We start from the raw sequence: 20,114 nt of genomic DNA, 5'->3' as shown, positions 1-20,114 counted from the left end.
AGAAGGTCAGCCGTGTACCTGGACCTCGTGTTCGGGCTCCCATACCTCTACCGTACCTTTTTCGTTGATTTCGGTCAGCGTGACGGTTTTTATTTCGTTGATCAAAACCGGATCGTATTTTGCCCGAACCCGGATGTAATTTTCCGTAAATCCATGCATCTTTCCATCCTCTATGTCTTCTTCGAAAAGTACCTGGAACGTTTTGCCCAAATTCTCCTCGTAAAAGGCCCTTTTTTTCTTTTCCGAAAGGATTCGCAGCATTTTAGACCGTTGGTTTCGGACGTTCATGGGCACTACGTCTTCCATTTCGGCAGCCCGGGTATTTGCCCGTTCCGAAAAGGTAAACACGTGCAGGTAGGAGACTGGCAGGTTTTTCAAAAATTCATAGGTTTCCAGGAAACGCTCCTCGGTCTCTCCGGGAAAACCCACGATCACATCGGCTCCTATGCTACAATGGGGCATAAGGGTTTTGATTTTTTCCACCCGATCCTGGTACAACTCCCGTAGGTACCTGCGGCCCATCTTTCGCAGCAGGGTATTGCTTCCGGATTGAAGGGGAATGTGGAAATGGGGCACAAATCGCTCCGAAGAGGCCACAAAAGAAATGGCCTCGTTGGTCAGCAGGTTTGGCTCGATGGAGGAAATGCGAAATCGATCGATTCCGCTGACTTTATCCAATGCCCGGATCAAGTCGATGAAATGCTCCTTTCGTTTCCCATCTTGGATGCCAAAATCACCGATATTCACTCCGGTTAGTACCACTTCCTTTACTTCCGTCGCGGCAATCTGCCGCGCAGATTCGAGCACGTTATCGATACGCTCACTTCTGCTTTTTCCACGTGCCAGAGGAATGGTGCAAAAGGCACAACCGTAATTGCATCCGTCCTGAACTTTGAGAAACGTACGGGTTCGGTCGTGCATGCTGAATGCCTGATGAAATTCCTGCGCCTCTTGTATGCCGGAAGCAAAAACCCGGGCCTCTTGCTGCACCGAAAAATCATCCAACAATTCCAGGAGTCGAAATTTTTCTGCGGCTCCCAAAACGGCATCCACGCCCGAAATTTCGGAAATTTCCTTCGGTTTTAGCTGGGCATAGCAGCCAATAATGGCTACGAAGCCGTTAGGAGAAATCTTTTTCGCCTCCCGCACCAGTTTTTTACATTTTTTGTCTGCGTTTTCCGTAACCGAACAGGTATTGATAATGAAAATATCCGGGCGTTCGTCGAAGGATACCTTTAGATACCCCTTCTGCTCAAACATCCTGCTGATTGTGGAGGTTTCCGCGTAGTTTAACTTACAACCTAGCGTATAAAATGCTACTTTTTTCAAACCGATGGTGTTTTTTCCGTAGGCTGCAAAGTTAGTGAATTGAATCGAGTTTTCCATTTTTGTAAAAAATCTCATCCAATGCGATTTTTCGCACCGTTTTGATGGATATTCGGTCGTATTTTGTTGCCAAAAGTGTAAAAATAATGCGCAACACCTCTAATTCTTACCAATTATAGTAAAGATTCATTTATTTTTCTACATTTGTACGTAGTTTTTAAACCATAAACTCTAACAATGGCAACACTAAGACAACAAGCATTAATGAAGGTTCAGGGCAGGCCAAAGGTTGCTGCGGTCGCTCCTTCCTTAAAGATTTCCGACTACTTCGGATCGCAGGTTTTTGGCCTGAAAGAAATGCAGGAAACTCTGGCAAGTCCTGTATTTAAAAAAGTCAGCACGGCTATCGAAAAAGGAACCAAAATAGACATGTCCACCGCCGACGAGATCGCCACTGCGGTAAAAAGCTGGGCATTGTCCAAAGGTGCCACCCATTACACCCACTGGTTTCAGCCCCTTACCGGTTCCACTGCTGAAAAGCACGATACGTTCTTCGACGCCCTCTCCGGCATGGAAAAATTCAAGGGAAGCGCGCTGGTCCAGCAAGAGCCGGATGCATCTTCATTCCCTAGTGGAGGCATTCGGACTACCTTCGAAGCCCGTGGTTACACGGCATGGGATCCCAGTTCCCCCATCTTCATTTTCGATCAGACGCTTTGTATTCCAACCATTTTTGTTTCTTTCACAGGCGAAGCCCTGGATTTTAAGACCCCCCTCATAAGATCGACCGAAGCAATTAACAATGCAGCTGTCGATATTTGCCAGTATTTCGATCGGAATGTAAAAAAAGTAAACCCTTCGTTGGGAGTGGAGCAGGAATACTTTGTCATTGATCGGGCATTGTACGCCACCCGGCCCGACCTGGTAATGGCTGGAAGGACCGTATTCGGTCACAATCCCGCCAGAGGCCAGCAGTTGGACGATCATTATTTCGGTTCCATTCCTTCCCGCGTGAAGGAATACATGAAGGATTTTGAAATCGAAGCCCTGAAATTAGGCATCCCGGTTTCTACCCGTCACAACGAGGTAGCACCCGGACAATTTGAAGTGGCTCCCTTGTTTGAAGACATCAATAAGGCCACCGATCACAACCTGCTCCTAATGGATGTGATGGAAAAAGTGGCTGAAAAGCATGGGCTGAAGGTATTGTTTCACGAAAAACCTTTCGCCGGTCTAAACGGTAGCGGTAAGCACAACAACTGGTCGCTGATCACCGACACGGGTGTAAACCTCTTCCAACCTAGCAATTCCGCCCGGGAAAACCTGCAATTTCTGTGCTTCCTGGTGGCCACGCTAAAGGCAGTTTACAAAAATGCGGACTTGCTGCGTGCCAGCATCGCCTCCGCTGGAAACGACTTTCGATTGGGAGCGAACGAGGCTCCTCCCGCCATTATCTCCGTATTCCTGGGATCCACCCTTACCGGTATCCTGGACGAGTTGGAGAAAAACGGAAACATCAAGATCGAAAAGGGAGATAATATGTACATGAAGCTGGGTATTTCCAAAATCCCGGAAATCATATTGGACAATACGGATCGTAACCGTACTTCTCCTTTCGCCTTCACCGGAAACAAGTTTGAATTCCGTGCTGTAGGATCCAGTGCCAACCCGGCCGGTCCAATGACTGCGTTGAATGTAATCGTGGCCGATGTCCTGAAGGAGATGAAAAAAGACATCGACAAAGAGATCGATGCAGGAAAGGAAAAGAAAATTGCCATCGTGGATGTGCTGAGAAAATACATCAAGGAAAGCAAAAAAGTCAGGTTCGAAGGCGACGGATACTCCGAAGAGTGGGAGAAAGAAGCCGAGAAGCGTGGACTCTCCAACTTGAAAAGTACGGCAGATGCACTGGACGTCTTGCTGTCCAAGCAGGTAGCCGATCTTTACAAACGACACAATGTTTTGAACGAGAAAGAGCTGCATGCCCGTCACGAAATCCGACTGGAAAATTACGTAATGAAGGTACAGATCGAATCTCGGGTAATGGGTGACCTGGCGCTGAATCACATCATCCCCACCGCCATTCTGTACCAAAACAAGCTCATAGTTAATGCAAATGGCTTGAAAGGTTTGGGACTGGATCACCGCGCGGCGATTGAGACCATCGAAGAAATTTCCAAACACATTGAATCGCTTAAGTCCAACGTCAGCAACATGATCGAAGCACGAAAGCGGGTGAACAAAGTGGAAGATATTTCGGAAAAAGCCAAGCTTTACAGTACCGATGTAAAAGATGCCTTCTTTGATAAGATCCGGTATGCTGTTGATAAGCTGGAACTACTTGTAGATGACGAGTCGTGGCCGTTGACTAAATACCGGGAAATGTTATTTCTAAAATAAACACAGGCGAAGCCCGTGAACGAAAGCCCGGATATTTCCGGGCTTTTTTTATTTTCAGCGAGTGGAGGAAGCGGATTTATTTCTTTGGTAACAGCCGTTTCTGTACGGCTTGGCCCCTTAAAATTGGTACAGTGGAATGTACCAGGAAACAAACTGTTCGTCAAACTTTGGCAGGCACTCTTTGTTTTGCTCCACCCTCATTCTGCGCCGGATTGCTTTTTCCAGTCTCGCAAAATCCACTCCGTGCTTTTCGGGATCATTTTCACAGATAAAATACAGGTCTCTGACCTCTCCCAATATGTCGATGTATACCCGAGCCTGAATTTTTATGTTTCGGAACACCGTTTTGGATTCCTCATCAAAATAGGAGGCGATTTTATCAAAATTTAACTCCTCACTCAGTGACATGGAGGAACAGTCCAATCCCAGTCGTTCGGTGTTGATCCGGGTATAGTCTTTAGCGTCGGTTTTAATGACGTATGCATTATTGGTTTTCAATATGCTGTATTGACTTCCGATCTGACCTTTGACACGGAAGGGTAGGCAACTCATGCCCAAAATCAGAAGAGAAAGCAGTAATGCATGCATAAAGCTGGATTTAATTGCTGATTGATCTTCAAATTGATACATTAATTCACAAAAACCAAACCAATATGGCTGCCGTTTCCTTTTAGGGCAGTACCTCAGGAAAGTCAACCATGGCTTTGATTACCGTGTTTGCAGGCCCTGTCAATGTCTCGAATTTCCCGGGTACTTCCGCAAAGGGAAGGCTATGGCTGTGGTAAGCCTCCGCAGGAAATTGCTTTTTTTCCAGGCTTTCGATGACAAAAAGAAAGTCGTCTTTGGTAGCGTTTCGGCTACAAAGCAACGTTAATTCCTTCGCATGAATGGCCGGATGGTGGAAACATAAGTCCGCTTTGTAAAGCCCGACCAATACGTAGGTGCCGCCATGGCAGACGTATCCGGGGCCGGATTCCATGGCTTGTTTGTTTCCCGTGGCATCAAATACTACCTGGAACGCGTTGATTGTCGCGGATTCGGCAGAGCCATTATTTTTGACAGCTAGCAGCTGGTCAGCAAAAAAGTCCTTGGCAGCGGCAGCCAGGCGTTCTTCATTGAGGTCCATGGCCGTCACCTCTGCCCCGGCAAGTTTGGCATAGACGAGCAAGGCAAGACCGATCGGGCCACAGCCCATAACCAGTACCCGGTCGCCCTTTTTGATACGGGCCCGATTCACCGCATGGGCAGCTACGGAAAGAGGTTCCACCATGGCCATTTCTGTCCAGGTGAGGCGGGGCGTGGGTATGAGCAGGGATTCGCTAACCACCAGAAACTCCTGCATGGCACCATCGGTGTGTACACCTAGCACCTTTAGCCGTTCACAACAGTTGGTCTTACCCACCTTACAGGCGATGCACTCCCCGCAGTGAATGTAGGGAATGACGACAACCGGGGTTCCTTCCTCCAGGTTTGCGCTGTTCGATCGGCTGACGCGGGCGGCAATCTCGTGCCCAAGGATTCTGGGATAGGAGAAAAAAGCCTGATTTCCTGCGAATGCATGCAAATCCGTTCCGCATATACCGACCTTCCTGATCTGAAGCAGTGCCTCATTTTTTCCTGGTTCCGGTATGGCTATTTCGTGTAGGAGAAATAAACCGGGACGTTCACAGCGGATTGCTTTCATAGAGGTTGCTAGGCTTTGGTCGGATACAAAAGTAAATAATCCAGCATAAATCTGTATACGAATCGGCGTATTTGTGCAAATAGCCGGCCGGTATTTCTGGAATATTCCCCTGTTAATTTGGTTTCCGAAAGCTGCCTTTAGTACCTTGGTAAGCAGAAATAAACCAAATCTACCAATGGACACGACGCTACGGGTTCCGTACCAACAATTGAAATCTACCCTGGAAACTGTTTTGAAAAAGACGGGATTCCCAGACCAAAAAGCGGCTCTCTGTGCCGAACTTTTTGCCAAATCCAGTTTGGATGGGGTAGCTTCCCATGGCTTGAACCGATTTCCTTCTTTCCTGGAACAGGTAAAAAGGCGTCATGTAAAGCCGGATGCGGAGCCGGAAATCGAATTTTCCCTACCGGTCATGGAGCGCTGGAATGGAAAGCAGGGGCCGGGCATGTACAACGCCAAGTTGGCGATGGGTCGGGCCATTGACCTGGCGGCCGAAAATGGTATTGGGTGCGTGGCTCTAAACAATACCAACCATTGGATGCGTGCCGGGAATTACGGCTGGCAGGCGGCGGAAGCCGGTTGTATCGGTATCTGTTTTACCAATACCATCCCAAACATGCCGGCATGGGGAGGGAGTGAGCCAAAGCTGGGAAATAACCCCCTGGTGCTGGCAGTTCCCTACAAAACCGAAGCCATCGTCCTGGATATGGCCATGACGCAATATTCCTACGGCAAAATGAGCATGTATGAGGGGGAGAAAAAAGAGCTGCCTTACCCGGCAGGGTTTGACGCGGAAGGGGCGCTCACGCATAATCCGGCGGAGGTACTGGCCCGGCAACTGGCCCTGCCGGCGGGGCTTTGGAAAGGAGCGGGCTTATCGCTGATGCTGGACATACTCGCTTCAGGTCTCTCCGGGGGAAAAGCCAGCCACGAGATAGGCGCGCAAGGGGAAGAATACGGTATTTCCCAATTCTTTCTCTGTTTCCACATCGAAAAGTTGGGATGGATTCAGGAGGAAATGGAGAAACACTTTAGCCGGATACTGGAGGATTTAAAGCAGTCGGCGGTATTTGCGGGCGGTGAGGTAAGCTACCCCGGAGAAAAATCACTTGAGCGAAGGAAAGAAAACCTGGCACTTGGCGTGCCTGTGGCACCTGATATTTGGGAACAGGTACAGCAACTGTGCGGATAACCTGCCTTCCTAATTCCAGGAATCTTATGCGAATTTTCACTACCTTTATTACATGGTTGTATTGATCATGGGGCTACCGGGATCGGGCAAGAGTTTTTTTGCCAAACGATTGGCAAAAGCGCGCGGATTGGTCTACTTAAGTAGCGATAGGGTACGTATTGAATTGAATAGGAGGGGACAGTATGCCCCCGAAGACCGGCAACGTGTTTACGCCGCGATGGAAAAACGTACCGACAGGCTTTTGGCGCTGGGTAACGCTGTTTTGGTGGATGCGACTTTTCAGCAGCGCGCTCATCGTCTTCCCTTCGCAAAAATTGCTAAAAGGTACCGGCAACCCTTCGCCTGTATACAAATAGTGGCGGACGAAATGGTGGTGAAGCAACGCCTGTCCAAACGCAGGGAGGAAAGTGAAGCGGATGTTGCCGTATATGAAAAACTAAAAGCTGATTTTGATCCCATCGATCAGGGCCATCTGGATATCTGCTCCGAGGATGGACAGATCGAGGTCATGATCGAACGAGCACAAGCATACCTGGACCAAATCCATGAAAACTGAGGAAGTTCAACAAGTAGCAAGAGAAGGAATCTATAAAGGGCGCCGCATAGAGGGTCAGCTGATAGAGACCCACATTTCATGGATCATACTTAGCGAAAAATGGGCCTTCAAGTTGAAAAAACCCATTAAACTTTCCTTTCTCGATTATTCTACGCTGGCGTCCCGGGCCCATTTTTGCCGGGAAGAGGTTCGTTTGAATAGCCGATTTTCGGCCATTTACGACCGCTGTTGTCCGATCACCCACCTGAATGGAAACTGGTACCTGGATGGAAAACGGGGGACCGTGCGGGAATACGCTGTGGTGATGAGGCGCCAGCCCGAGGAGTACCGGATGGACAAGCTTCTGAAGCAGGGAAAAGTAACTGAGCAACAGGTAAAAAAGCTTGCCGAAAAAGTGGCCTTATTCCACCGCCGGCAGCCTGCCGAGATGGTTCCCTTCCAACTGACAGCGGCGAAAGCACTTTTTGCTGATATAGTAAACCCCTCCCTTCGTTACACAGCCGAGCAACGCACATTTCTGAAGGAAGCCGTTCGGTGGAGCGATTCGTTTTTGGAAACACACCGCGGGCGCTTTAAGGAGCGGGTACAATTGGGCTATGTGCGAGACCTGCACGGGGATTTGCATGCAGGCAACGTGTTTCTGTCCGAGAAGCCGGTTTTGTTCGATTGCATCGAGTTCAGTAAAAGTATCCGTACCATCGACCTCCTGTACGAAGTGGCGTTTCTCTGCATGGATTTGGAGCGCTACGGGGAGGATTCTTTGGCTGGCTTATTTATGGAAACCTACTTGAAACGGATCCCTATATTGGATACCGGGCGAGACGCTTCTATTTTTACCTACTACAAATGCCTGCGGGCGAATGTACGTGCAAAAGTCCTGGGCATGAATCCAACACCTGAAAGACGAAAGGAGCAGGCCTGCTATTTGGCCCTGATGGAACGCTACCTCCGGCAGGAGGAAAAGAAGTAGATTCCGTCGGAAACGCGGTTCCAGCCGGTATATTAGGGATGCAAGGTGCTTTCAAACCGGTATCTGCCCGAACCGAGTACGACCGCCTGCCTACCGTCCAGAAAATTTCCCAGGCTGATATCGGCCTGCCCGTGCAGCGATTTGCCGTCCAGCAGTACCGACGCGGGATCATCGGTAGGAATCCAGACAACGGCCCGGGTATTGACAGGAATGACTACTTCCAGTGACAGGCTACTATCGGATCTTTTCCAGGAGCTCAGGATTTCGCCGTGAATGGATTGATAGCTGGCCTGCGCACGGTGGATCTCCTTTTTGGGGATTTCCGGCGCAATAGTAAACGATTTGTACCCGGGTAGCTCCGCCCGGATACCGGCCATGTTTCGAAACATCCATTCGTATACCGAGCCAAAGGCATAGTGGCTGAATGAATTCATGCCTGCGTTCAAGGATTCCATTTTTTCCGGGTCGTCTTTGACGTAGCTGTCCCAGCGCTCCCAGATGGTAGTGGCACCGTTTTCAATCTCAAAGCCCCAGGAAGGATATTCAGTGGTCAGCAGCAACTGGTAGGCCAGGTCGGAACGGCCGGTAGCGGATAATGCTGGCAACAATTGTTTTACTCCCAGAAACCCGGTAGCCAGTTTTTCCCCGTTTGCTGCCAACAAGTCAGCCAGGTGTTTTCCTGCCGCTTCTTGTTGGGATTTGCTAAGGAAATCGTGGTAAATGGCGTTGGCATAGGCAGTTTGGGTATGGCCGGAAAAACCCTGGTGTCCGTCTACATAGCCCGAGCCGTCTCCATAAGGTTTGGGGTTGGTGGTCAGTTTACCGGAAGTCTCGTCCAGGTAGTGGGAAGCAAAAGCCGCTTTGATTTTCCCGGCCAGTTCCTGGTAGTGCAGCGCCCTGGTTGATTTACCAATGGCTGCTGCCATTTCAGCCATCAGCTGTGCGGTGTAGCCGTAATAGATCGTTGCCAACATATCCGGTGGCGTTTTTTTGCCTATGGATAGCCAGTCCCCGTAGCCTCCTTTGGGAGAAAGGTCGGCAAAGGAGCCTTCCGGGTAGATGTACCGATCCCCGCTTCTTTTGGCGTGAAAGGCCATGAACTTTTCCATGTTTTCCCAGGAGCGTTCGATGATCCGTGTATCGCCATAGGCCCGGTACATTTCATAGGGGTTGATGATGCCGGCTTCCATCCAGCCCGGGGCAAAGGTGTCGCTTGCCCGTACCGAAGGGGCGGGGGCGTAGTCGGGATAGGCTCCGGATTCCCACTGTGCATCCTGCAAATCCCGGATCCACTTGGTAAAGAAAGCCGCTACATCCATATTCAATGCCGATGTTCCTCCGTAAATCTGCGCATCTCCTGTCCATCCCATGCGTTCGTCCCGTTGTGGGCAATCGGTGGGAATGTCGACAAAGTTGGCCCGTTGGGTCCAAACGATGTTTTGGTACAGTTGGTTGACCAGGGGATGGTCGGTTTCAAAATGCCCCGCACGGGGCGTATTCGATCCCAGAACCAATCCGGTAAAATTTTCCTTTTGGGGCGTTCCCGGAAATCCCGTCACCTCTACGTATTGAAATCCGTGGTAAGTAAATCCGGGAACCCATTCCTCGCCCTCTGGATCGCCTTTTAGAATATACGTATCGGTGGCCCGGGCCATGCGGAGGTTTTCGACCATCAGGCGCCCGTCGGGATGGAGCATTTCGCCAAAACGAAGAACGATTTTATCGCCCGCCTTTCCTTTTACCCGTAGCCGGATCAGGCCCGCAATATTTTGCCCCAGGTTTACGATGAATGTTCCATTGGTACGTTCGGTAATGGAAACGGGTGAAAGCGTGTCGGTCACCTGTACCGGTTGTGCCGGGTAGAGCTGCAACTGGCGCTCAGCAGTGGCAATGTGTTCGGCTGCCTCCCAATGACTGTCGTCATAGCCGGGAAGGTGCCAGTTTTCGGGCTCCTCGCGCGCATCGTAGGTTTCTCCATGCAGGATATCTGATTCCGACAGCCCGCCGCTGCTGACATTCCAGTCGCTGCCCGTGGCCACAGTTTGTGTTTGTCCGTTTTCGTAGGTAAGCTCCAGTTGGGCTTTCAGGGCGGGGACTTCGCCGTAAAAGGCCCGGACCACCGGATTGCCCACCAGCAATGCGTACCCGATATAGCCGCTGTACCAGCCATAGGACAAGCGGGCCTGTAAGACCTGCTTCCCGCTTTTCAGGTGCTCCGTGACATCGTAGGCCTGGTAATACACGCGTTGGTTGTAATCCGTCCAGCCCGGTGCCAGGTAATCCTTGCCTATCCGTTGCCCATTTATTTTGAATTCGAACAGCCCCAATGCTGTGATGTACAAACGGGCTTTTACCAGCTTTTGCCCAACACTGACCTCTTTTCGGAAGATGGGCGCCGGTGGTAGCAACAACTCTTTTCCTTTGAAGGGTGCCGGTGCTGTGCCGGGAGCAAAATCCTTTCCAATCCAGGCCGCTTTCCAGTCCGCGGCTTCCAGCAGACCCATTTCCCAGCTAGCTGCCTGACTCCAGGGGCCGGGCTGCCCCTCCTTATCCCAGCTCTGGACCTTCCAGAAGCATTGTTGCCGGGAAGTTAGTGCGGTGCCCCCATATACTACCTGTGCGGTCTGGTCGTTGGCGATCTTACCGCTGTCCCACAAGTCGGCCTGACCTGCTTCCAGCAGTTCCGGCTTGCTAGCCACCAGTATCCGGTAGGCCGATTGGTGTTGATTTCTCCGGCCGGACTCAAGTACCCAGCTTAGCCGGGGCTTCGCTTCGTCGGTGAAGGGATTGGTTCGGTATTCCACGCGGAGTTGCGTGGGGGTCAGGTCGCTGTTTGCCAGCGCAGCAGGGCCTGCCAGCAACAATAGCAACCAACAGATCAGGGAATTTTTCATCGGAATGAGAGATGGAACGAAGTAAAGCTACGTAACTTTTCCGAATAGCCCATCCCGCACTGTCCCGGTCCAAAGCGCATGGCCCTGAGAGGAAGGACATCCGTTTTTTCAGCTTAGCCCTTGATGAATGAAAGAGCTAGCCGGGTTGAAAAAAGTCCCGGGCGATGTGCAAGTGCCCCAGGGTAAACTTCTTTTTGGTACGCCGTCCGCTGGTACGTTCCATGATTTCTTTTAGGCTTTTCAAGACGGGAATGGTGTGTGCACCCTTGTTGATCATGACGCATTCTGCCAAGACCGCCTGGCCGGCGTCTGTAATCTCAGAGCGGGTAGGCATCCCCGATTTGTGTAGGTTTTCGAGTACCTGAGTGGCCCAGACCACCGGCACGTGGGCCGCTTCGCAGATCCATAGGATTTCCTCCTGGATTTCCCCCATGCGTTCAAAGCCGATTTCCACGGCCAGGTCGCCCCGGGCGATCATGACCCCAAATGGCGGGGACTTCATCCCTTCCAAAATCAAGGCAGGCAAATTTGCTACTGAATCCGGGGTTTCGATCTTGTACACTATCGCGGGCGCATTGCAGCCCTGTTTTTGCATGGCTTCCCGTAGGCGGCCTATGTCCTGAGGCGTTTTGACAAAGGAGTAGCCCAGCGTATCGGCATGCTCGCAGACGAAACGCAGGCATTCGATATCGAAGTCGGTCAGCGACGGGATCGTTAGTCGACTATCCGGAAAATTAATTCCCTTTCCTTCCTTGAGCCAGCCTTTTTTGGAAGAAACGCGCTCGATGCTCACGGCGACCTTTCCAGGCAGCGTGGCGCTGATATGCCCACCGATTGCTCCGTCGTCGATAAAGACCCGTTGCCCCAGTTCCAGGGAGGCGATGATTCCCTCTTCGTTGGGATGCAGGACAATGTCTTCGGAATCGAAGCCATGGGTGGTTTCAGCTAGCCAAACCTGGTCTCCAACGGCCACTTTCACCTTTCCCCGCTTTTGACCTTTTCCGAGCAGGCGGGTTCGAATTTTTGGCCCGGCCAGGTCGATGTGAATTTTACAGCTTTTTCCCGTAGCCTTTTCCGCACTCCTGATTTGCTCAATCATGGATTTCCAGACCGCTTCATCATCGTGGGCACAGTTGATGCGCGCCACATTCATGCCGTGCAGCAGAAGGGCTTCGATGGTGGAGGAATCTCGGGCAAAACCCGTATCGAAGGTCACCATGATGGCCGGCATTCCGGGATTATCGGCCTCGCCAAAGAGTTCCCGGCTATTGGCCGCCAATTGTTCCTGGCTGTAGGCGTAGGTGCAGGAGTTGCGTTCCTCAGGTGCATAGCGGAAGCCCAGGCGTTCGCGGATGGTTTGAATCTGCCGGTGGATATGGTTTTCCGAATTGGATAAGGCCGAGAGGCCGTAGAGGTGCAATTGTTCCTGAAGGGATTTCCGGTCCTCGCTTCGGAAGTAAAGGTATTGGATCAGGTTAGCCGCGGCTTGCTGGCAGCGTTTGGGCAGTTCCGCCAGTTGCTGTTGGTGTTGTTTTTTGGCGTCCAAGATGCCCTGTTCCAGGGAAGCGAGTTCCCGATCGAGTTGTTCCAATGCGTCTTCCATCGAAAGTAAATATAGGAGATATTTTATGTTCCTGGTGCAAAAATCCCGGGCGAGCGCCCGGGAGATGTTTTCATCAATCGGTTTAACGGAAGAAAGGGCCAAAGGGATGGATGCATTTTACCCAGCTCCAAGTACCCGTCTCTCCTTCAATCTCTTCTCAATCGTCGCAAATCCAGGGGCCTTTTTCTGAAAAAAAACATCCCAGTAGGTCCTTAGTTGTCCAGAATGATTAATTTGATGCGCGGAAAGGACGGCATTGAAAATAATACAAGCGACTTGTTTTTAGGAACATGCGGAATTGAGAGTTGCATGCGCTCGTTTTCCTAAGTATAGAGTTCCCAGATCGGTCACGTTTCTGGCAATACCCCCCTTGCCACCACTAGCGAAAGACCAGATTTATTCATTTACCTGTTAATTAAAAAAAATAATTCGTTAAGGTGTAATATTTTCCGGACTTGAGCCACTAACCAAGAAAAACGAAATCATGACAGGTAAAAAAGCCATTGCCCATTTTCGCCGGTTGGTAGCCGAGACTACCAAAAAGTCAGAAATAAACGTCTATCAGGCCTTTATACGACTACTCTCCAAGCTGGAACGGAGGGGTCTCACCCAACCTGAGATTGAATCCCTGGAATCGAAATTAGATGCATTGGAATTGATCGATCCAACAAAAAAGATAGCGCATTACAAAAAGGCACTTGGGCGGTTTGAACGCTATTTGAACGAACGCTTTTCTTTTGTGACCAAAGGGTACTACCAGAAGCTGGGTATCGGTCTTGGGGCCGCATTGGGCCTATTGCTTGGCATTGTATGGTTCTCAGGGTTCGCCCGTTCGTTAGGTATTTCTTTGGGTATTTCCGTGGGGACCTTAATTGGTATTATCGTAGCAATTTATTTGGAATCTCGGGCGAAATCGTCGGGAAATTTGATTTAATCAGGAAGATACTTGAGTACCGACTTCTACGAAATATGGATTAAGCCCTATGCCGCAATCATTATAAAGATATGCCGGGCATACACGAATTCGCAAGAGGACTTTGAAGATTACTATCAGGAGGTATGTTTGCAAATTTGGAGAACCAGAAACAACTTCGGAGGACAGTCGGACTGGTCTACCTGGGTGTATCGGTTGGCACTGAATGTGAGTTTGACCCTACTGAAAAAAAAGAAAAACGATCCGCAGTTTTTCACGTCTGAATTTTTACCGAACGAATTGGTAGAAACCAGTCCGGTATTTCCAGATGAAGCGCTCAATCACTTATACGATGCCATCAAACTGCTGTCGGAGGTAGATCGGGGCATCGTGTTACTTTACCTGGAAGAGAAGTCTTACCAGGAAATCGCCGATATTACCGGTACCAACCCAAACAATATTGGTGTACGCATCACGCGAATCAAAGAACGATTAAAGAAACTAATGGATGGAAAAGTCAATTGAATCAATATGGAAACAAGGGTTTCTAGCCGAAGATGCCTTGGTCGCCCCGACGCTGAACAACTTGTACAAGCAAAAATCCATACACGTAATCGAGAAGTTTAAACGAATGTTCAGAATCAACCAGATTGCAATCGTTGCCGGTTCCGTGTTATTTTTGGCAGTTTCTTTTTTGATCGGGATTCCGCTTATGGGAATCGGGTTTTTTCTGACGCTCAGTAGTATCGTACTTGTCAACAGAAAGTTTTCCAGGACATTATCGGAGATTGACACGAGCGAAAACAGTTATCGGTACGTCAAGGCGTTCGCTCATTGGCTAAAAGAACTCGTTCGGGTAAATAGGTTGATGGCCCGATTCTATTATCCGCTGTTTTTTTTATTCATCGTACTCGGTTTTTGGCAGTTCCAGGTAAACGGCAAGCGATGGGGTGATGCCATTACGCATGCGTTGATTGCGAACGATCCGGGAGCCGTCTTACTTCTCGGCGTACCGGTAATCATCATCGTAAGTGTGCTATTACTGATGCTTTTCCTTGCTTACGTTGGAGGAAGAATCTTCGACTGGGATTTAACCGTTGTCTATGGAGCAGTACTTCGAAAGCTGGATGAAATTAAGACCGATATGGAGACATTACGAAACGAACGCGTTGAAACAGACAATCGGGATACCTGAAATTTCCTTTAGCTATTCGAAATGGGTATACGATTGGCAGCGACCGATACACGGTTGGCTGGTAATGGTAGTATTTGGTTGATAAAACCGACGGATCCGGTATAGTTTAACCAGGGAAGAGATCACTGTAAGAAAAAACACTTGCGTCGACGCAGTACTGTTTTCAGCGCATGAAGTAGCAGTTTTCTTATTGGTGGGGCAGGCCTTCCCGCAACTCGCGCTTCTGCGGGTTGAAATTGAGCCCTCCCCGAACAAGTAGCCCGACGCTTTTTCAAAAACTTCGTCAACCTCTCTGCAACATCTTTCTACGGACCTCAGCAGCGCTGGCTGCCAGATAACCGGCCCACTACTGGTATTGAGGCCAGGCCCGGTAGGCCAGAATGCCACCCGAGATCATCAATAGTACCTGAAGAAACAAACTGGGTTCTCCCTCCAAATTTCTTCCAAGTACAAAAAGCAAAAACACCATGGAAAAAAAGGCAAGCAATCCGGTTGCTTCTTTTTCCTGCTCGCCGACTTTTCGGTTGAAAAAAATTTTGGCGACCAGTCCTCCATAGAGAAAGGTAAACCAAATCAGTCGGTGTCGGAGATTTTTGACCACGTAGCTGAAGGTCGGAAATTCCTTTCCCTCCAGCATTACGAGCACGATATCGATCAGCACCATCAATGCCAGCAAGGAGGCCACGACGATCTTTATCGTCCGAATTTCCGATAAGTGGCTTTTTAAAAACCGATGTAGTTTATTCATGGTGTTTCCAGGTAGTTCATGGACCAAAAGAAGTGCCCGTACAACAGGCCCGCCAGTAGCAGTGCCGAAAGGAAGGCCTTTGATTTTTTAAAGGGCCAATAAAACCCAATCACCACCATCCCTATCGCCAGCCCAAATAGGATGAGTACCGGAAAAACCCCATTGCTCAATTGAAAGGCGGTATTGGTGGTCCCCAAAAACAAGTGCCCGGCGATTGCTCCCAGGGCAAAGGGAATAAAAAACCCGCGCCCCCTGGACCATTCCAGCAGGAGTAGGTTCGAGGTGTCGTTGTCTATGCCGTTCACGTTGAGTAGGATTTCAAGGACCACGTAGGCAACGGCAAGGCTAATCATGATATCTATTACTAAGAGATATTGTGTACTATCCATAGGCAGGTCAGAAGGTTCTGGATAAAATTACTCGATTTTCTGACAAATTGAAACGGATACCCCGCCTATTTTTTCACCAGTTGCCGGCGGAAGGTGCCTGTACCTGAGTCGGATACAATCGTTGGGTCATTGCCTGGAAAAGCGGCATCCAGGTGTTTGCCATCTGCGACTTAGGTTCGGTATGGATAGGCCCTGGGTATTGAATCAAGGACTGACCGTTTTAGGGTATTCATGCCTTTGACGTTAAAAGAAAGACACTGAAATTATTTATCATTTGTAAAATGATTCGTCTACGAATCACTCGAACTTTGTACCTAAAGATAAGCACCATGCATACAGATCCTATAAAACTCGGCCTAAAAGAAAACTGGAAGCAATTTACGCTATTGGTGATCGTAAATGCTTTCGTGGGGGGAATGATTGGAATGGAACGTTCCATCTTTCCGCAATTTGCCGAATTGGAATTTGGCATTGCTTCAAAAACCGCCCTTCTTTCCTTCATTACAGCATTTGGACTAACCAAGGCCGTTGCCAACTACTACACGGGACGTCTGGCCAATAGGTTTGGGCGTAAAAACTTATTGCTGTTTGGTTGGCTTTTGGCGATTCCGATTCCGTTTATGCTCATGTATGCACCCAGTTGGGGCTTTGTGATTGTTGCCAACATGCTGTTAGGAATTAGTCAGGGGTTGACCTGGAGCAGTACCGTGGTCATGAAGATTGACCTGGTTGGCGAAAAAGACCGCGGATTAGCCATGGGTTTAAACGAATTTGCCGGTTACGTTGCTGTGGGTGCCGTGGCCTTTTTAACAGGCTTCATCGCAAATACTTACGGGATCACCCCTTATCCTTTTTATATCGGGGTTTTTATCTCCATTGTCGGTTTTATTTTGACAGCCTTGTGGGTAAAGGATACCCGGGTATTCGTACACAAGGAAAGTTCTACAGACACTACCGCACAGCTGGAAAATGTATTTTCAGAAACAACTTTTAAAAATAAGACCTTGAGTTCGGTAACTCAGGCAGGCCTGATCAATAACCTGAACGATGGAATGATATGGGGCTTACTTCCGATCGTACTTGGATCCCTACATTTCAACAACGAGAATATCGGAATAATTACTGCCATTTACCCAACGGTTTGGGGAATCGGACAACTATTTACCGGCAAAATGTCCGACCATTACTCAAAAAAAGCGATGCTCTTTTGGGGCATGCTTTTGCAAGGCTTAGCCATTTTACTCATTCCATTTAGTAGCGACTTTTACCTGCTGGCGTCCATTTCGGCCATTTTGGGTTTAGGAACCGCATTGGTATATCCTACCTTCCTCTCGACCATAGCCCAGGCCACCAGTCCCGGGCAACGTGCCGAAAGCATCGGTTCGTTCAGACTTTGGAGAGATTTAGGCTATGCATTTGGAGCGGTTATTTCTGGAATCACAGCCGACTTGTTCGGCGTTGAATACGCCATTTTTTTAATTGGCGGATTGACCATCATGTCTTCGCTAATCATTCGATACCGTATGCCAGAACAAATTAAAAGGACGAAAGCCTGCATTGACGCAGACGAAGTAAAACAAGCACTGCGAGCGAATAAAAAAATTCAAGTCATTGACGTACGAAGTAAAGAGGAGTTTGATCAAGCACACATTCCCGATGCGATGCATATATCCCTAAATGACTTAAAAGATCGCGTTTCCGAACTAGACAAAGACACGCAATTTGTTACCGCTTGTGGCAAGGGTGGCGGACGTTCGGCAGACGGAGCAAAGCTTTTGACGGAATTTGGACGGAACGCCATCTGGCTTTGTGGTGGGACCAATAATTGGTTGAAGGCAAATGGCTACTAGCAATCGCGGCCGTTACGGCAGGCATGGCGAGGGAGGGAGAACCGCTGTAGTCAAGTGTGTAGCGTTTACGCCAGGAGCGAGCAAGAAGGTGCGTTTAAAACCGAAAATTTCATCGACCCGTGGACCGCTTTTTTTTCGTAAAACGTCGGCGATAGAAAGGGTCGCACGCCGTTCAACGGCTAATTGGAGTAGCCCGTTTGTTCATTTGCGGGTAGTGTAGGGTGGTTAGACGCTTTCGTTACCTGCACCTATGAAACACGCACTATTCTTGGTTAGTCTAATTTGTCAACTATCCTGTTCAAGCAAAGATCCCGGATACCAAAACGAGATCCTGTGGGATACTTGGGGCATTCCCCATATCTATGCCGACACCGACAGTAGTCTGTACAAAATGATGGGATGGGCTCAGATGCGGAATCACGGCAATCTCCTACTCAAACTATACGGGGAGTCCCGTGGTAAATCCTCGGAATACTGGGAAGTCGACCCGGAAAGAGACATCCTCTTGCACCAAACCGGTGTGCTGGACGCGGCAGAGACGGTCTTTGCCCGGATGACGGAATCGGACAAAACGGTAATTTCCTCCTTTGCTAGCGGAATAAATGCCTACGCCACAAAGTATCCGGAACACCTGGACCCGCACTTGCGGCAGGTACTTCCCATCCGTCCCCTGGACGTGGTTTACCATACCTTTCGGGCGATGTACCTGGAGTTTTTGATTGCAAGGAATCTGAAGGCAGCCCGGGAATGGACCGCAGGCTCAAACGCATGGGCCATCAACGGATCCAAAACGGCTTCGGGCAATGCCATGCTGCTGGCGAACCCGCACCTGTCCTGGAGTGGTTTTTCGCTATTTTTTGAGGCCCAGCTAATCAAGGAAGGAAATAATCTCTACGGTACCACCCTGGTGGGGCTGCCCACGCTTGGAATCGCCTTCAACGAAAACCTGGGATGGACACATACGGTAAACACGTTGGACAATGTGGATTTTTATGAAATTTCCGTTTCGGACAATCGGTACCTGCTCGACGGGAACTACCAGGCCATCGAAATCGACAGTGTGACGTTGCAGGTTGGTTCGGACAGTGGGCCGCAGCCGCTTCTGGTACAAAAGAAACGCACCGCGTTTGGGATGATCATTGAAGAGCAGGGGGACAAGGCGCTGGCCATCAGTTGGCCGAATAGTGACGGAGCACTGGACCCCATTGCCCAATGGCGTGCCATGGGGGAAGCGGAGAACCTGGAGGGATTTCAAGCGGCTCTGGATCGGAATGCCCTGCCCCTATTCAACGTAGTCTACAGCGATCGGGAGGACAATATCCTGTACCAATTTGGCGGGCATGTACCCAAAAAAAACGGCGACTGGGGGAAATGGCAAGAGCTGCAAGCCACTTCTTCCAGTGAGGAACTGTGGGACGGCTTGTACCCGGCAGCAGCCCTTCCCCAGTATACCAACCCCGGTAGTGGATGGATTCAGAATGCAAACGATCCTCCGTATACCAGTACGTTCCCGGTAGCCATCCACCCGTCGGATTACGCCTCGCATATCGCCCCGAATTCCATGGGGTTTCGGCCCCAGCGCTCCGCAAAGCTGATCATGGAAGCCAGTAAGCTGTCTCTGGAAGACTTTATTGCGCTGAAACACGATACGAAGTCCGAGTTGGCCCTCCGCCTGATGGACGAATTCGAACAGTTAAAAACGGAAACTCAGGACAGCCTCACACTCGCCGCTCTGCAGGTGCTAACCACCTGGGACGGCTCCTTTGATGCGGGAAGTACCGGAGCGGTGCTCTTCCATAACCTGATCGGGGAGTTGGGGACTTCGGGGTATTTTTCTGAGGCCTGGTCAATGGACAATGCCCTCTATTCGCCCGATGGCTTAAAGGACCGCAAAATGGTATTGGAGACGGTTGCACAGGTTGCCCGGGAGCAACTCAGGCAGTTGGGCAAACTAGACCCGGCCTTTGGCGATTATTTCCGCCTGAAGGTGGGCGGGCAGGAATTCCCCGGTAACGGCGGACCCAACCGCCTGGGCTTGTTCCGCACCGTGGAATACGCTGCCGGACAGGACGGTAAGTTTTATTCCCATGCCGGTGAAACGTACGTGTGCGCCGTGGAATTTGGAGATACGGTCACCGCAAAAGCCGTGCTGGGCTACGGCAACGCAACCCAACCAAACAACCCCCATGTGGGAGACCAATTGGCGCTAATGGCTGCAAAGCAACTCCGGGATGTCTGGTACACCCGGGAAGCTCAGGAAGCTAATCTGGAACTTGTGGAAAAAGAAAGCGAAATGTAAGCGGGCGGCTGCGAGCCCAAGGTTGAATCCGAAATCCGCAACAGGCTGATATCAAATGTGTTCAGATATAAAAAAAGCGGGACGTCTGGTGGATG

General features: G+C 49.8%; 17 protein-coding genes and 1 pseudogene. 10 read left to right on the top strand and 8 right to left on the bottom strand.

The window, feature by feature from the left end; translation table 11 throughout:
* Positions 1–6: 6 nt before the first annotated feature.
* On the bottom strand, positions 7–1,329 hold the full coding sequence (gene mtaB, locus BMW71_RS20680; RefSeq protein ID WP_092178431.1) for a tRNA (N(6)-L-threonylcarbamoyladenosine(37)-C(2))-methylthiotransferase MtaB: 1,323 nt from the start codon (positions 1,327–1,329) through the stop codon (positions 7–9).
* Positions 1,330–1,563: 234 nt separating this feature from the next.
* Between mtaB and BMW71_RS20675 the strand changes: the two genes are divergently transcribed.
* Positions 1,564–3,726 carry a glutamine synthetase III family protein gene (locus tag BMW71_RS20675; RefSeq protein WP_177179720.1) on the top strand — a complete coding sequence of 721 codons (2,163 nt, stop codon included), beginning with the start codon at positions 1,564–1,566 and terminating at the stop codon, positions 3,724–3,726.
* Positions 3,727–3,843: 117 nt separating this feature from the next.
* Here BMW71_RS20675 and BMW71_RS20670 read toward each other — a convergent pair whose 3' ends face one another.
* Both BMW71_RS20670 and BMW71_RS20665 read right to left on the bottom strand, forming a co-directional pair.
* On the bottom strand, positions 3,844–4,314 hold the full coding sequence (locus tag BMW71_RS20670) for a hypothetical protein (protein ID WP_143057715.1): 471 nt from the start codon (positions 4,312–4,314) through the stop codon (positions 3,844–3,846).
* An 82-nt stretch (positions 4,315–4,396) separates the two neighbouring features.
* Positions 4,397–5,410, bottom strand: a complete 1,014-nt coding sequence (locus BMW71_RS20665) for a zinc-binding alcohol dehydrogenase family protein (RefSeq protein WP_092178427.1) — start codon at positions 5,408–5,410, stop codon at positions 4,397–4,399.
* 175 nt (positions 5,411–5,585) lie between these two features.
* On the opposite strand from BMW71_RS20665, the gene yiaK reads away from it, so the two are divergent.
* From yiaK to BMW71_RS20650, 3 genes are read left to right on the top strand one after another with little or no spacing between them, the layout of a single operon-like run.
* Positions 5,586–6,602: a 3-dehydro-L-gulonate 2-dehydrogenase gene (yiaK, locus tag BMW71_RS20660; protein WP_092178287.1), complete on the top strand. Its 1,017-nt coding sequence runs from the start codon at positions 5,586–5,588 to the stop codon at positions 6,600–6,602.
* Between the two features lie 52 nt (positions 6,603–6,654).
* Positions 6,655–7,158: a P-loop nucleotide/nucleoside kinase family protein gene (locus BMW71_RS20655; RefSeq protein WP_092178285.1), complete on the top strand. Its 504-nt coding sequence runs from the start codon at positions 6,655–6,657 to the stop codon at positions 7,156–7,158.
* Positions 7,148–8,128, top strand: coding sequence for a phosphotransferase (locus BMW71_RS20650; RefSeq protein WP_092178283.1), 981 nt, complete (start codon positions 7,148–7,150; stop codon positions 8,126–8,128). Before BMW71_RS20655 ends, BMW71_RS20650 begins: the two co-directional genes overlap by 11 nt.
* A 32-nt stretch (positions 8,129–8,160) precedes the next feature.
* Here BMW71_RS20650 and BMW71_RS20645 read toward each other — a convergent pair whose 3' ends face one another.
* The gene (locus BMW71_RS20645) at positions 8,161–11,022 is read right to left on the bottom strand and encodes an alpha-L-rhamnosidase (protein WP_092178281.1); all 2,862 of its coding nucleotides are present in this window, start codon (positions 11,020–11,022) and stop codon (positions 8,161–8,163) included.
* A 136-nt stretch (positions 11,023–11,158) separates the two neighbouring features.
* Positions 11,159–12,625 carry a pyruvate kinase gene (locus tag BMW71_RS20640; protein ID WP_092178279.1) on the bottom strand — a complete coding sequence of 489 codons (1,467 nt, stop codon included), beginning with the start codon at positions 12,623–12,625 and terminating at the stop codon, positions 11,159–11,161.
* 484 nt (positions 12,626–13,109) lie between these two features.
* Here BMW71_RS20640 and BMW71_RS20635 point away from each other — a divergent pair, with 484 nt between their 5' ends.
* The 3 genes from BMW71_RS20635 to BMW71_RS20625 are packed head-to-tail and all read left to right on the top strand — an operon-like array spanning position 13,110 to position 14,733.
* Positions 13,110–13,559, top strand: a complete 450-nt coding sequence (locus BMW71_RS20635; protein ID WP_092178277.1) for a hypothetical protein — start codon at positions 13,110–13,112, stop codon at positions 13,557–13,559.
* Between the two features lie 12 nt (positions 13,560–13,571).
* The gene (locus BMW71_RS20630; protein WP_092178275.1) at positions 13,572–14,063 is read left to right on the top strand and encodes an RNA polymerase sigma factor; all 492 of its coding nucleotides are present in this window, start codon (positions 13,572–13,574) and stop codon (positions 14,061–14,063) included.
* The gene (locus BMW71_RS20625; RefSeq protein ID WP_092178273.1) at positions 14,047–14,733 is read left to right on the top strand and encodes a hypothetical protein; all 687 of its coding nucleotides are present in this window, start codon (positions 14,047–14,049) and stop codon (positions 14,731–14,733) included. The genes BMW71_RS20630 and BMW71_RS20625 overlap by 17 nt, the downstream gene beginning before the upstream one ends.
* Positions 14,734–15,079: 346 nt before the next feature.
* On the opposite strand, the gene BMW71_RS20620 is transcribed toward BMW71_RS20625, so the two are convergent.
* From BMW71_RS20620 to BMW71_RS24045, 3 genes are all read right to left on the bottom strand, one after another.
* Entirely contained in the window at positions 15,080–15,481 is a 402-nt protein-coding gene (locus tag BMW71_RS20620) for a hypothetical protein (RefSeq protein ID WP_092178271.1), read from the bottom strand.
* The gene (locus BMW71_RS20615; RefSeq protein ID WP_092178269.1) at positions 15,478–15,870 is read right to left on the bottom strand and encodes a hypothetical protein; all 393 of its coding nucleotides are present in this window, start codon (positions 15,868–15,870) and stop codon (positions 15,478–15,480) included. The genes BMW71_RS20620 and BMW71_RS20615 overlap by 4 nt, the downstream gene beginning before the upstream one ends.
* Positions 15,871–15,943: 73 nt before the next feature.
* Complete coding sequence (locus BMW71_RS24045; RefSeq protein ID WP_262485683.1) at positions 15,944–16,078, bottom strand: hypothetical protein; 135 nt, start codon at positions 16,076–16,078, stop codon at positions 15,944–15,946.
* A 121-nt stretch (positions 16,079–16,199) separates the two neighbouring features.
* Here BMW71_RS24045 and BMW71_RS20610 point away from each other — a divergent pair.
* The 3 genes and pseudogenes from BMW71_RS20610 to BMW71_RS20605 all read left to right on the top strand — a co-directional run.
* A pseudogene (locus tag BMW71_RS20610) lies at positions 16,200–17,444 on the top strand (MFS transporter); the annotation flags it as partial.
* Positions 17,427–17,720 carry a rhodanese-like domain-containing protein gene (locus BMW71_RS23975; RefSeq protein ID WP_394333705.1) on the top strand — a complete coding sequence of 98 codons (294 nt, stop codon included), beginning with the start codon at positions 17,427–17,429 and terminating at the stop codon, positions 17,718–17,720. The pseudogene BMW71_RS20610 and the gene BMW71_RS23975, both read left to right, overlap by 18 nt.
* 250 nt (positions 17,721–17,970) lie before the next feature.
* Positions 17,971–20,019, top strand: coding sequence for a penicillin acylase family protein (locus BMW71_RS20605; protein ID WP_092178265.1), 2,049 nt, complete (start codon positions 17,971–17,973; stop codon positions 20,017–20,019).
* Positions 20,020–20,114 lie beyond the last annotated feature (95 nt).

The sequence above is a fragment of the Cyclobacterium xiamenense genome (assembly GCF_900109255.1).
In the GTDB taxonomy this organism is placed as follows: Bacteria; Bacteroidota; Bacteroidia; order Cytophagales; family Cyclobacteriaceae; genus Cyclobacterium; species Cyclobacterium xiamenense.
Note: the sequence above shows the minus strand (reverse complement) of the source record. Positions and strands in the feature narration are given on the sequence as shown.